Raw genomic sequence first — 13,739 nt, 5'->3', positions numbered from 1 at the left:
CACCTAAACTATTGGTGCAATCAGTCCAGCTGATAAATAACATCAACTCTATCGCGAATCACAATGGTTGAGTCTTGATAGGTATTGGACTCCGTTTTTGCGTCCATCGCCATCGATCGCATTAATACTGGCTGAGAGCTTGGCATGTTGTAATCAATACGCCAGACCCCTTTGATCTCTTTATCAAACCCTTCAGCGAGAAAGTCTGCCTTATTATTGGCATCTTTGATCGCTGCCATTCTGGCTTGATCTTGATATTTGCCCGGGTCTTTGACTTGAAGTTGGATATTGTCGACCTGATTAATACCTGCATTTAGAGCCGTATCTAAGTACTGATTCAACTTATCCAGATCATTCACTGTCACATTGATCGTGCGACTCGCGCGGTAACCGACCAACTCGGGTTTACCATTTTTTGGGTAGTGGTATTGGGGAGAAATATAGAGGTTGGAGCTAGTAATACTCTCTCCTTCAACGCCTTGTGCTTTGAGTGCCGTAAGGAAGTCGGAAACCACTTTATCAACGGCTTGTTTGGACTGCTCAGCCGTCATAGTGGTTTCCACGACTCTAGTAGTGAACTGAGCCATATCGGGTTTAGCAACGACCTCACCGTAACCTGTGGTCACAAGATGAGGAAAATCTGGCGTATTCGCCAACACGCTTGTGCTTAACGTTGCCAATGAAAGAAGCGCAACAACGGAAGGAATCACTTTCATACTAAAATTGCCCTATCGGATTAACTGACTACATCATAGGTAAGGAACAAGGTTTGACCAAGCGAACAGCTCCGTTCTGACAAAGATTTAACCCAAACTATTTTGGCAGCTTGCCATGGCAGTATTCGAGAATAGCTTGGGTCACTTGTTGTAAAACCCCGCTCTCTAACTGCCAGTGGTGCCAATAAATTTTAAAGCTCAGCTGGAACCCTGGCATTAAGTCTACCAACCGCCCTTGCGCTAACTCGTCGCTGATTTGCAGACGGGGGATTAAACAATAGGCAACCCCGAGTAGAGCAAGATTCACAAAAGCTTCAGAGCTGGCTACACGGTGATGAACAATTGCTTCTGGAGAAAGATTAAAGTGCTGTTGAAGAAACTGGCGATGCATTTGATCGTATTGATCATACGACACTGCTGGAGCGCATTCTAAAGCCTTTCGGGTGACGCCCTCTCGAAAGTACTGCTGCGCAAACGCAGGGTTGGCGACACAAACGTAATCCATTTTGCCCAAATAATGGCTTTCGCACCCTTTGAGCGCGCTTTCTTCCCAACTTATCGCTCCTGTTACTTCCCCTTTCCTTACCTTCTCTAAGGTGCGATCTTCAAGATCCACGGACAGGTTAAACTCGACTTTGCGCTGTTTCATGATGGGCGTTAACGCGGGAAGCAGCCAAGTCGCTAGGCTGTCAGCATTGGTCGCGATGGAGACTTGAATTGGGCGTTCGCTATCTTGGTTAGTCAACTCAGGCAACAGCTCGCGTTCAAGCACTTGAACACGATGATAAAAACCCAGCAGTTTCTTACCCGTTGTGGTCAATCTCAACGGCTTCTCACGAATCAGCACTGGCTTTGCAAGAAACTTTTCCAACTGTTTAATACGCTGCGAAACCGCTGATTGAGAGATGTATAGCTCGCTCGCCGCGCGCTCAAAACTGCCACGACTGGCCACCATTTCTAACGCTTCAATCCATTTGTAATCTAAACCTCGCAAAACATTCCCTTACTTAGCAGCTGTTCAAAACACAATTATTAGCACTACTTATGTAAAGTTAAAATCATTAATTTTACTAATTTTCCAAGTTTGAATACTTTACCCATTAGGTGATAGACACAATTAACATGGAGTAATAGCGGTGAATGTTTGGTTGATTTTGCAAGGGTTTGGACTGGGTGCAAGCATGATCATTCCTATAGGCGCACAAAATGCCTACGTGCTTAACCAAGGAATAAAACGACAACATCATTTAACAACAGCAAGTATTTGCAGTTTGCTTGATATCGTTTTTATCTCGTTGGGTATTTTTGGTGGCGGCGCACTGTTGTCCAAAAACGAGACGCTACTGATGCTAGTTACACTGGGGGGTATCGCTTTTTTAACCCTTTATGGCTCCCTATCATTGAAAAGTGCTTTTAGCACTCAGTCCAATGAAACAAAAGAAAATCAAACACTTCGGGGAAAGCGTGCCGTGATTCTCGGTGCACTCGCCGTGACGGTATTAAACCCTCACTTATATCTCGACACCGTTGTCATTCTGGGTTCGATTGGTGGTCAGTTTGAAGGCCAAGATCGCATTTCCTTTGCTCTAGGAACGATGATGGCTTCACTCGTTTGGTTCTACTCGCTGTCTATTGGTGCCGCTAAATTAGGCCCAGTGTTATCACAACCTCGAGTCAAGCAAGGTATTGATATCGCGGTTGCTATTATGATGTATGCGATTGCGCTGATGTTGGCGCTCGAGCTGTTCACTATGTTTGGTTGGGTAATTCATGAATAAACTCGAAGAAATTTATCTGTTTAATAAGACATTGCTGGGAAAGCTAAACGTTGAATACCAAGAGTGGCATCACGAGCCAATTCTTGATTTCACCACAGACGAGAGAGTCGCTAAAGAGCTAGGATGGACAGGGACACACACCAAAAGCCTGTTCTTGCAACTCAAAGGAGCTGGCTTCGCTCTGTTCTTGACAGACAAAGACAGTCGGTTGGACAGCAAGGGTATCAAAGCATTACTAGGCAAACGCCCATCGATTGTAAGTAATGAGGCAATGAGTGAAGCAACAGGTTGTGTTGCTGGTGCCGTCTGTCCCTTCGGTTTGCCCGCAGAGATCCCAATCGTGGTTGACCGTCGACTGTATGAATTCGAACAGCTTCTCTACACACCAGGTCACCCGGAATGCACATTTGGTATTTCTGCTAGCGATCTCAAGATTGTTTTATCAGCCTTGAGCAACCCAATCTTCGAGCTGTAAAAACGTACAAAAAAAGCGAAGCCAATGGCTTCGCTTTGTATCGTGTTAAGCGGTGATTACGCTTCAACTTTGTTCAAGTGAACATCCATTTGCGGGAACGGAATTTCGATGCCTTCTTTGTCTAGGCCTTCTTTGATCGCTTGCATCAGATCAAAGTAAACATTCCAGTAGTCCGCCGTTTTCACCCAAGGGCGCACAACGAAGTTAACTGAAGAATCCGCAAGAGTATGAACACCAACTTGCACGCCAGGCTCTTTCAATACGCGCTCATCTGACTGACAAATCTTAGTCAGCAGCTCTTTAGTCTTCTGTAGATCGGAATTGTAAGAAACCCCAATCATTAAATCGACACGTCGTGTTTCGTGACGAGAATAGTTCGTGATAGGGCTGCCAATGACGCTGCCATTTGGAACAACTACCATTTTGTTATCAGGTGTTTTCAATACAGTTTGGAAAATCTGAATCGCTTCAACACTGCCTGCTACACCACCAATTTCAACGTAGTCGCCTGACTTAAACGGACGGAAAGCAACAATAAGTACGCCCGCCGCAAAGTTAGATAGTGAGCCTTGAAGAGCAAGACCAACAGCAAGACCGGCGGCACCGATTACTGCCACAACAGATGCGGTTTGAACACCTAAGCGGCCCAGCGCTGCAATTAGAACAATCACAAACAGCAAGTAACGTACAAGACCATGGATAAACTCGACAACCGCCTTATCCATATTTTTCTTTTCTAAAACCTTAGCAACACTGTTTGCTACGGCTTTCACGATCATGTTACCGATAAATAGAATCAGAACGGCAGAAATGATGTTTACGCCGTATTGAACCAATAGATCAGAGTTCGTCGTTAACCATTTTTCTGCGTGACTTAATCCATCAACTAGGGGAGCTTCAATTCCCGCTGATTCGCCTGCCATATTTGTATCCTCTCAAAATGTAATAATTCTATGAATCAAACTGCTTTATATTAGTAATTAACCACGGCTTGCTTATCCATCCGGTCAAGCAATGCCATTTTTTTGGCACAATATCTCATTTTTGACCATTCTCAAAGTCAAGTTTTTGCAAAGAGAATAAAAACAGACGTTTATCAAAACATGTTGAAATCGGCTTGTTACAGATTACGCAAAGCATTTACATTTAGCCAGATTTTTCACATCACTCACTCAGATAAACGAGCCAAGTATCAGATATAAAAAAACCCGCTCAATGAGCGGGTTTTTATCATTCGTAATAGCGACTAACTTATAGTACGTCTACTGCGTTTAGGTCAGCAAAAGCTTGCTCTAGACGAGCAACCATTGAAGCTTGACCAGCACGTAGCCATACGCGTGGGTCGTAGTACTTCTTGTTTGGTGCGTCTTCGCCAGTTGGGTTACCGATTTGACCTTGTAGGTAATCGTGGTTTTCCGCTTCGTACTTACGGATACCATCCCAAGTTGCCCACTGTGTATCAGTATCGATGTTCATCTTGATAACACCGTAACCGATAGACTCTTGGATCTCTTCTTGAGTAGAACCAGAACCACCGTGGAATACGAAGTTTAGAGCGTTTGGTGCGATACCGAACTTCTCTGCACAGTATGCTTGAGAATCACGTAGGATAGTTGGAGTTAGAACAACGTTACCTGGCTTGTAAACGCCGTGTACGTTACCGAAAGATGCTGCGATAGTGAAGCGGTGTGAAACAGCGCTTAGTTTCTCGTATGCGTAAGCAACGTCTTCAGGAGAAGTGTAAAGCTCAGATGCGTCCATGTGAGAGTTATCTACGCCGTCTTCTTCACCACCAGTACAACCAAGTTCGATCTCGATTGTCATGTTCATCTTAGCCATGCGCTCTAGGTACTTAGCACATGTTTCGATGTTCTCTTCTAGAGACTCTTCAGAAAGGTCTAGCATGTGAGAAGAGAATAGAGGCTTACCAGTTTGAGCGAAGAACTCTTCACCAGCGTCTAGTAGACCGTCGATCCATGGAAGAAGTTTCTTAGCTGCGTGGTCAGTGTGTAGGATTACTGGCACACCGTAAGCTTCAGCTACAGCGTGAACGTATTTAGCACCCGCTACAGCACCAAGGATTTGAGCACCTTGACCTTCAAGTTTAACGCCTTTACCAGCGAAGAAAGCTGCACCGCCGTTAGAGAACTGAACAACAACTGGAGCTTTAACTTTAGCTGCTGCTTCTAGTACTGCGTTTACAGAGTCAGTACCTACAACGTTAACTGCTGGTAGAGCGAAGTTGTTTTCTTTAGCAACTTCAAAAACTTTCTGTACGTCGTCGCCAGAGATAACACCTGGTTTTACGAAATCGAAGATCTTAGACATGGATTTAATCCTATTTATCTGTCGTTTTAAAAATAAAACTTGTTAAGTTTAAATTCTTGCAAACGTTTGCTCACAACTCGCGCTATTCTAGCAAAAAACTGTGATGTGCAGCAAACAAGAAAGCGGGAGAATCACTCTCCCGCTTTCACTTAATTACTTAGCGCGCTCTTCAAGCATTGCAACTGCTGGAAGTACTTTACCTTCAACGAATTCAAGGAATGCACCACCACCAGTAGAGATGTAAGAAACGTCAGCTTTGATACCGAATTGGTCGATAGCCGCTAGCGTGTCACCACCACCTGCTACAGAGAAACCTGCTGACTTAGCGATCGCTTCAGAGATACCTTTGGTACCCGCTTCGAAGTTCTTGAATTCGAATACGCCTACAGGACCGTTCCATAGGATTGTCTTAGCGTTAGCGATGATTTCAGCTAGAGCTGCCGTTGAGTCTGGACCTAGGTCGAAGATCATGTCGTCGTCAGCGACGTCAGCAACGTTCTTGATTTCAGCTTCAGCGTTCTCGTCGAATGCTTTCGCACATGCAACGTCAGTCGCAACTGGGATAGAACACTCTTTCATTAGTTTTTGAGCGGTTTCAACTAGGTCAGCTTCGTATAGAGACTTACCTACGTTGTGGCCTGCTGCAGCGATAAATGTGTTCGCGATACCACCACCAACGACTAGCTGGTCAGCGACTTTAGATAGAGACTCTAGAACGGTTAGCTTAGTAGAAACTTTAGAACCACCAACGATAGCAACAAGTGGACGCTCTGGGTTGTCCATTGCTTTACCTAGTGCTTCTAGTTCAGCAGCAAGAAGAGGACCAGCACACGCAACAGGCGCGTTCATACCAACACCGTGAGTAGACGCTTGAGCACGGTGAGCCGTACCAAATGCATCCATTACGAAGATGTCACAAAGTGCAGCGTATTTCTTAGATAGCTCTTCTTCGTTCTTCTTCTCGCCTTTGTTAAAGCGAACGTTTTCAAGAACAACTAGCTCACCTGTGTTTAGCTCTAGGCCATCTAGGTAATCTTTAGCTAGTTTAACTTCGCAATCTAGTGCGTCGTTTAGGTAGTTAACAACAGGTTGTAGAGAGAACTCTTCTGCGTATTCACCTTCAGTTGGACGACCTAGGTGAGAAGTAACCATAACTTTAGCGCCAGCTTCTAGACAGTGCTTGATCGTTGGTAGAGATGCTAGGATACGTGCATCAGAAGTCACTTTGCCTTCTTTTACAGGTACGTTTAGGTCCGCACGGATAAATACACGTTTACCTGCTAGATCCAGGTCAGTCATCTTGATTACAGACATGATGTGTCCTCTCAAATATTCAATAAGTAAAGTTTTCAGTAGCCCGGCAACCCTGCCAAGCCTATTAATTCTTTAAACTGGTTCAGATATGGAGCCATCATTTATTTATTTCAAGGGTGAAAATAAATAATTCTCCTCGCTGCACTACGGCTTACTTTGCAGCTTGCATTGCGAGCGCAGTATCCAGCATGCGGTTCGCAAAGCCCCATTCGTTATCACACCAAACAAGCATTTTCACTAAATGCCCATTGCTCACTCGAGTCTGTGTACCATCGACAATCGCGCTATGGGGATCATGATTAAAGTCGATAGAAACGAGCGGCGCTTCAGTATAGTCAACAATGCCCTGTAATGTACACTGAGATGCGTTAACAATGGTTTGATTTACGTCATTAACTTTCACATTTGTATTAATTGTGACACTTAAATCCATCGCCGTGACGTTTACCGTTGGTACTCGCACGGAAATCGCTTCAAATTTGTTAGAAAATTTCGGGAAGATTCTTTCAATACCTTTATGCAACTTAGTGTCTACAGGAATGATCGACTGGCTGGCGGCACGTGTTCGACGCAAATCGGAGTGGTACGCATCAATGACTTGTTGGTCGTTCATCGATGAGTGAATCGTAGTAATGGTGCCAGACTCAATTTCAAAAGCGTCATCAAGGGCTTTAATGATAGGGACAATACAGTTGGTGGTACACGAACCGTTGGAGACAACTTTGTGTTCGGCTTTTAGCGTATCGTGGTTCACGCCATAGATAATGGTATTGTCGAGATCGTTGGCCCCAGGGTGTGAAAATAGGACTTTCTTTGCGCCCGCTTTGATGTGCTCTTGGCCATCCGCTTGAGAGCCAAAAACACCAGTGCAATCTAGGACCAGATCGACCTCTAGATCGCGCCACGGCAGCAGCTCAATAACACTGAGATGTAGAATGCGGACAGAATCAAATTCTCCGCTGTCATGATGAATATAGATATGCTCTTGATCGTTGGTCACCTTCTTGCCGAATCGACCGTGGCTCGTATCGTATTGCAGTAGGTGCGCCATGGCATCTGGCTGAGCAAGCTCATTCACTGCAACGACTTTAATCTGCTGGCTTTTGCCACTTTCATATACTGCCCGCAGTACATTACGACCGATACGTCCAAATCCATTGATCGCAACTCTTAGCATGATTCCATCGCCTTACATGATTTTCGTGTCACAAATAGTAACCGATAGCCACTCGAAGCGCATTAGTAGAATGCTAAAGCGATCAATAAGTTTGAAAATTAAATGCAAGGCAACGCTACCAACCTCTCGATTGATAGCGTAATTGTTGAAGATCGTTAGTTGTAGATGATTAGCTAGGGCTTACTGACAGTGAAGCCGAAGTATCGCTGAGGCTATCACTCATAATTTCAGCCACAAATTGAGCTCTCGCTCCTAGAATGATTTGCAAGCCACTTGAGCCTACTTTTATGACTCCCATCGCGCCGAGGTCTTTGATTCCCTCCTCATTCACAAGTGACTGATCTTTAATCTGTAGGCGCAACCTGGTAATACATGCCCCTATCGAAGTAATGTTCGCCGCACCACCAATCAAGGTTGTAATTTCACTCGCTAGCTCTTCATTTTCTAAGGTGATAGCCTTACTTTGCGTATCCTCACGCCCAACCGTTTTCAAGTTGAGTTGTCGAATTGCAAAGCGGAAAACCGTGTAGTAAATCGCAGCCATCGCTGAGCCCCAAAGAATCACATTGAACCAGTTTGTTTTAAAGCCATCCATCGCTGGAAGAACCCCAAATGAAACAAAATCAATGATACCTGCAGAGAAGGTTTTACCTATGTGAACATCCAGCGCATACGTCACCGCATAAGACACCCCAGCCATAATTGCAGAGAACACATAAAGTACAGGCGCGACAAAGATAAACGCGAATTCCACTGGCTCTGTAATACCGGTAACAAAAGAGGTAAGTGCAGCTGAACCCAAAATACCCGCTGCTATTTTTTTGTTTTTGTCATTCGCTTCGTGATACATCGCTAAACACGCCGCAGGGAAAGCGAACATGTAAATTGCAAAGTTGCCCGATAGGAATTTACCTGCTTCTTGGTATTCGCTGGTTGAGAATGTTTTGACGCCATCTTCGAGCATTTTAAACCAAATCGTATGATCGCCGTTTACAATAGTTCCAGCGGCGGTGGTGTACTCACCAAAAGAGAACCAATAAGGGCTATAAAAGATATGATGGAGACCAACTGGAATTAAAGCACGTTCCATAAATCCGTAGATGAACGTTGAGACATACATGTTGCCGCCATTCGCCATGTGCGACAGCGCATCAATCCCTGACTGAATATATGACCAAATATAAGGCAATACTAACCCGATGAGAAACGCAGAAAATGCAGTAACAATAGGGACAAAACGTTTACCGGCAAAGAAGCCAAGGAAGTCAGGCAGCTTAGTATCATAAAAACGTTGGTACATAACGGCAGCGAGAATACCAGCGATGAGTCCACCAAAGACACCCGTTTGCAATGACGGAATGCCCATCACCATCGCATAACGACCACCGCCTATCGCCATCTCAGGCGTAATACCTAACGCGACCCCCATGGTTGCATTCATGACAACCATCGCAACAATCGCAGCTAAGGCGGCGATCCCAGATTCCTTAGTCAAACCAACGGCAGCCCCGACGGCAAACAGCAAGGCTAAGTTATCAAATATAACGCCCCCAGCACGCATCATAAGCGGGATATCGAGCTTAGCGCCAAAGGCGAGCAGTAGACCTGCTGCTGGTAAGATGGATATAGGCAGCATCAATGCCTTCCCTATCAAGGAAAGCTTAGATAAGCCTGTTTTTAAACTATCTAGCATAATACAGTCCTTTAGTATCGATGGATTACCAAAGAACACTACCAACAACGACGAAGCCTAAGGTTACAAATAGAAAGCAGTTTGTAACTCATCCCTTACAATCTTCTTGTCATGGCTAACAAATACTTGGCTAAACGGAATGACTGATTAATCACAGACGGCCGATTGCAGTCCATCCTTAGACAAAAACCAAGGAGAAGTTACCTAGACAGCAATGTGAGTTTATTCAACTTGATTGATACATTTTTCTTATGCATAGTGAGGCGGAGTATGTCGTTTTTCTATTGGCTGTTTCTATTCTAGTTTTATCAACCAAAGGAAATGACTATGTCTGGATACCCAGCCACTCACTTTTGTAAACAATGCGAACAAGAAACGCCCCATAGTGAAGTGCTTGTCAGAAAAAACAGCAGCTACGACACGGACACTTCTCTTTTAGGTCGAATCAAATTGATGGCTCATACCTTTATCAATGGTGGTCATTACTATGACATGGACAGATACGTCACATGTAAAGTGTGTGGCCATAAAGAGAAAGATAACTGGGGTAAAGAGTTTGAGTAACTGCTGCGCAGACTTAACTTGAACGCATAAAAAAACCGAGCCAAATGGCTCGGTTTTCTCTTTTTCGTTGATACGAACTAAATTAAGAAAGTAGTTCTTTCGCTGTGTTCACAACGTTTTCAGTGGTGAAACCGAACATCTTGAACAGTTCGCCTGCTGGAGCAGATTCACCGAACGTTGTCATACCGATGATCTTGCCGCCGAAGCCAACGTACTTGTACCAGAAGTCAGCGATACCTGCTTCGATAGCGATACGTGCCGTTACGTCTGATGGCAGTACTGCTTCACGGTAAGCTACGTCTTGTTTGTCGAAAGCATCTGTAGATGGCATTGAAACAACGCGTACTTGCTTACCTTCAGCTGTTAGCTGTGCTGCTGCTTCTACTGCTAGCTCAACTTCTGAACCTGTCGCGATAAGGATTAGCTCTGGCTTGCCAGCACAATCTTTCAGGATGTAAGCACCTTTAGCAATGTTCGCTAGTTGCTCTGCGTCACGCTCTTGCTGCGCAAGGTTTTGACGCGAGAAGATTAGCGACGTTGGACCGTCTTTACGCTCGATAGCCAGTTTCCAAGCGACTGCAGACTCTACTTGGTCACATGGACGCCATGTGCTCATGTTTGGAGTTAGACGTAGCGATGCCATTTGCTCAACAGGTTGGTGAGTTGGGCCATCTTCGCCAAGACCGATAGAATCGTGAGTGTACACTTGGATGTTCTGAACTTTCATCAGAGCCGCCATGCGCATCGCGTTACGTGCGTATTCCATGAACATTAGGAAAGTCGCGCCGTATGGTACAAAACCACCGTGCAGAGCGATACCGTTCATGATTGCTGTCATACCGAATTCACGGACACCATAGTGAATGTAGTTACCCGATGCATCGTCAGCAGAAACAGACTTAGAGCCAGACCACATGGTTAGGTTAGATGGTGCAAGGTCAGCAGAGCCGCCTAGGAATTCTGGTAGCATAGCACCAAACGCTTCTAGCGCGTTTTGAGATGCTTTACGTGATGCAATGTTTGCTGGGTTCGCTTGAAGGTCAGCAATGATTGCGTTTGCTTTCTCTTCCCACTGTGCTGGAAGTTCACCGTTTAGGCGACGCTTAAGCTCAGCGGCTTCTGCAGGGTATGCCGCGGCATAAGCATCGAACTTAGCATTCCATGCTGCTTCTTTTTCAGCACCCGCTTGTTTTGCATCCCACTGAGCATAAACATCAGCAGGAATTTCAAATGGACCGTGCTCCCAACCCAGTTGCTTGCGAGTCGCTGCAATTTCTTCTGCGCCTAGTGGTGCACCGTGACAGTCGTGAGAACCAGACTTGTTAGGCGAACCAAAACCGATCACTGTTTTAGTACAAATCAGAGTTGGACGAGGATCCGCTTTAGCGGCGATGATAGATGCGTTGATCGCTTCTGGATCGTGACCATCTACTGCTGGAATTACGTGCCAGCCGTACGCTTCAAAACGCTTAGGTGTATCATCAGAGAACCAGCCTTCAACGTGACCATCAATAGAGATGCCGTTGTCATCCCAGAACGCAATCAGCTTACCAAGACCTAGTGTACCTGCTAGAGAGCATGCTTCGTGAGAGATACCTTCCATCAGACAGCCGTCACCCATGAATGCATAAGTGAAGTGGTCAACGATATCAAAGCCTTCTTTGTTGAACTGTGCTGCCAACGTCTTCTCAGCTAGCGCCATACCCACAGCGTTAGTGATACCTTGCCCTAGAGGACCTGTTGTTGTTTCAACACCTGGTGCGTAACCGTATTCTGGGTGGCCTGGGGTCTTAGAGTGTAGCTGACGGAAGTTTTTCAGATCGTCAATCGATAGCTCGTAACCAGCAAGGTGCAGTAAAGAGTAAATCAGCATAGAGCCGTGACCGTTAGACAGAACAAAACGGTCGCGGTCAGCCCACTCTGGGTTAGCTGGGTTGTGGTTTAGGTGAGAGCGCCAAAGAACTTCAGCGATATCAGCCATACCCATAGGGGCGCCTGGGTGGCCAGAGTTAGCCTGTTGTACACCATCCATGCTTAGAGCGCGGATAGCATTAGCGAGATGTTGACGAGAAGACATGTCAGCTCCTGAGTGCATTAAGCGAATCATATAAATGTGGGCGATAATTCTCTCAAAGCGAATCTAGCTGTGCAAACGTTTTCCAAGCCATTTGTTCACAAATTTCCGACCTTTCGCAGCAAATCGCTCGAAGTTACTCATTTGAAGCCAATTTAAGGCAAACGTTTGGTTTTATCTAATAATAAAAAAGAGCTTGTAATTTGAGCATTCAAAACTAGAATAGACGTCTAGATGTAGATACACCTACAATTATTAGTATTATTGAATGCTGGAGTGTTACCAAACCTCCAACATTAACCAGATATAGTGGAGCTAACATGGCTAAGCACCTATTCACTTCTGAGTCGGTATCAGAAGGTCATCCAGATAAAATTGCAGACCAAATTTCTGATGCTGTTCTTGATGCAATTCTAGAACAAGACCCAAAAGCACGTGTCGCGTGTGAAACTTACGTTAAAACCGGTATGGTCATGGTTGGTGGTGAGATCACTACTTCAGCATGGGTAGATATCGAAGAGCTAACGCGTCAAACCGTGCGTGAAATTGGCTACGTGCATTCAGACATGGGCTTTGATGCGGATTCTTGTGCGGTTCTGAACACGATTGGTAAGCAGTCACCTGACATCAACCAAGGTGTTGATAAAGCCGATCCTAAAGAGCAAGGCGCAGGCGACCAAGGCATTATGTTTGGTTACGCAACCAACGAAACTGAAATCCTAATGCCAGCACCTATCACTTACGCACACCGCTTAGTTGAAAAACAAGCGGAAGTACGTAAGAGCGGCAAACTAAACTTCCTACGTCCAGATGCGAAATCTCAGGTAACGTTCCAATACGATCAAGGTAAGATTGTAGGTATCGATGCGGTTGTTCTTTCAACTCAGCACTGTGACTCAGTATCAACTCCTGACCTACGTGAAGCGGTAATGGAAGAGATCATCAAGCCAGTACTACCTTCAGAGTGGATCAACAAAGAGACAAACTTCTTCATCAACCCAACAGGTCGTTTCGTAATCGGCGGTCCAATGGGTGACTGTGGTCTAACTGGTCGTAAGATCATCGTGGATACTTACGGCGGTGCAGCGCGTCACGGTGGCGGTGCGTTCTCTGGTAAAGATCCATCAAAAGTAGACCGCTCTGCAGCATACGCAGCCCGTTACGTAGCGAAAAACATCGTTGCGGCTGGCATGGCTGACCGTTGTGAGATCCAACTTTCTTACGCAATCGGTGTTGCGGATCCAACGTCTATCATGGTTGAAACGTTCGGCACAGAGAAAGTCTCTCACGACATTATCGTGGAAGCTGTTCGCCAGAACTTCGACCTACGTCCGTACGGCCTACAAGAGATGCTTAACCTACTTCAGCCTATCTACAAGAAGACAGCAGCTTACGGTCACTTCGGTCGTGAAGAGTTCCCATGGGAAGCGACTGACAAAGCAGCAATTCTTGCCGACTTCGCAGGTCTTAAGTAATTAGAACATAAGACATAATCGAATTTAAAAGGGCTTTTGGGAAACCAAAAGCCCTTTTTCTTTAAGGATTAATTTGCCACTCAAAGTTGTATTTTTTTGCCATGGGGTCAATAGTTAAAAATATGTTAACGAGCAGTTTCAGCGA

Annotated in this window: 12 protein-coding genes; 4 read left to right on the top strand and 8 right to left on the bottom strand. The window is 45.3% G+C overall.

The genetic code is table 11. The annotated features are described in order from the left end of the window. Positions 1 to 20 precede the first annotated feature (20 nt). Complete coding sequence (locus tag RJ47_RS18985) at positions 21 to 716, bottom strand: oxidative stress defense protein (RefSeq protein ID WP_039486220.1); 696 nt, start codon at positions 714 to 716, stop codon at positions 21 to 23. A 97-nt stretch (positions 717 to 813) separates the two neighbouring features. Beyond that, complete coding sequence (locus RJ47_RS18980; RefSeq protein ID WP_039486218.1) at positions 814 to 1,710, bottom strand: LysR family transcriptional regulator ArgP; 897 nt, start codon at positions 1,708 to 1,710, stop codon at positions 814 to 816. 142 nt (positions 1,711 to 1,852) lie between these two features. On the opposite strand from RJ47_RS18980, the gene RJ47_RS18975 reads away from it, so the two are divergent. Together RJ47_RS18975 and RJ47_RS18970 are read left to right on the top strand one after the other, a co-directional pair. Then, positions 1,853 to 2,494: a LysE/ArgO family amino acid transporter gene (locus RJ47_RS18975; RefSeq protein ID WP_038137803.1), complete on the top strand. Its 642-nt coding sequence runs from the start codon at positions 1,853 to 1,855 to the stop codon at positions 2,492 to 2,494. Then, positions 2,487 to 2,969 carry a YbaK/EbsC family protein gene (locus RJ47_RS18970; RefSeq protein WP_005475217.1) on the top strand — a complete coding sequence of 161 codons (483 nt, stop codon included), beginning with the start codon at positions 2,487 to 2,489 and terminating at the stop codon, positions 2,967 to 2,969. Before RJ47_RS18975 ends, RJ47_RS18970 begins: the two co-directional genes overlap by 8 nt. Positions 2,970 to 3,025: 56 nt before the next feature. Here the strand turns inward: RJ47_RS18970 and mscS are convergent, their stop codons facing one another. The 5 genes from mscS to RJ47_RS18945 form a co-directional block, all read right to left on the bottom strand. Then, positions 3,026 to 3,892 (bottom strand): small-conductance mechanosensitive channel MscS, encoded by an 867-nt coding sequence (gene mscS, locus RJ47_RS18965; protein WP_005475169.1) that lies wholly within the window; start codon positions 3,890 to 3,892, stop codon positions 3,026 to 3,028. A 328-nt stretch (positions 3,893 to 4,220) separates the two neighbouring features. After that, on the bottom strand, positions 4,221 to 5,297 hold the full coding sequence (gene fbaA, locus RJ47_RS18960; protein WP_005475220.1) for a class II fructose-bisphosphate aldolase: 1,077 nt from the start codon (positions 5,295 to 5,297) through the stop codon (positions 4,221 to 4,223). 153 nt (positions 5,298 to 5,450) lie between these two features. Then, a complete protein-coding gene (locus RJ47_RS18955) occupies positions 5,451 to 6,611 on the bottom strand; it encodes a phosphoglycerate kinase (RefSeq protein ID WP_038137804.1) in 1,161 nt (386 codons plus the stop codon). A 151-nt stretch (positions 6,612 to 6,762) separates the two neighbouring features. Next, positions 6,763 to 7,788 carry an erythrose-4-phosphate dehydrogenase gene (epd, locus tag RJ47_RS18950; RefSeq protein WP_039486216.1) on the bottom strand — a complete coding sequence of 342 codons (1,026 nt, stop codon included), beginning with the start codon at positions 7,786 to 7,788 and terminating at the stop codon, positions 6,763 to 6,765. A 169-nt stretch (positions 7,789 to 7,957) separates the two neighbouring features. After that, a complete protein-coding gene (locus tag RJ47_RS18945; RefSeq protein WP_039486214.1) occupies positions 7,958 to 9,481 on the bottom strand; it encodes a PTS transporter subunit EIIC in 1,524 nt (507 codons plus the stop codon). Between the two features lie 327 nt (positions 9,482 to 9,808). Between RJ47_RS18945 and RJ47_RS18940 the strand changes: the two genes are divergently transcribed. Continuing rightward, positions 9,809 to 10,045, top strand: coding sequence for a hypothetical protein (locus RJ47_RS18940; protein ID WP_005475244.1), 237 nt, complete (start codon positions 9,809 to 9,811; stop codon positions 10,043 to 10,045). An 82-nt stretch (positions 10,046 to 10,127) separates the two neighbouring features. On the opposite strand, the gene tkt is transcribed toward RJ47_RS18940, so the two are convergent. Further along, a complete protein-coding gene (gene tkt / locus RJ47_RS18935) occupies positions 10,128 to 12,122 on the bottom strand; it encodes a transketolase (protein ID WP_039486212.1) in 1,995 nt (664 codons plus the stop codon). A 317-nt stretch (positions 12,123 to 12,439) separates the two neighbouring features. Here tkt and metK point away from each other — a divergent pair, with 317 nt between their 5' ends. Then, positions 12,440 to 13,594, top strand: a complete 1,155-nt coding sequence (gene metK, locus RJ47_RS18930; protein ID WP_005475235.1) for a methionine adenosyltransferase — start codon at positions 12,440 to 12,442, stop codon at positions 13,592 to 13,594. The last annotated feature ends 145 nt before the right edge of the window (positions 13,595 to 13,739 follow it).

The organism is Vibrio sinaloensis (genome assembly GCF_000808535.1).
GTDB classification, from domain to species: domain Bacteria; phylum Pseudomonadota; class Gammaproteobacteria; order Enterobacterales; family Vibrionaceae; genus Vibrio; species Vibrio sinaloensis_D.
The sequence above is the reverse complement of the archived record's forward strand: the minus strand, read 5'-3'. Positions and strand labels throughout refer to the sequence as shown.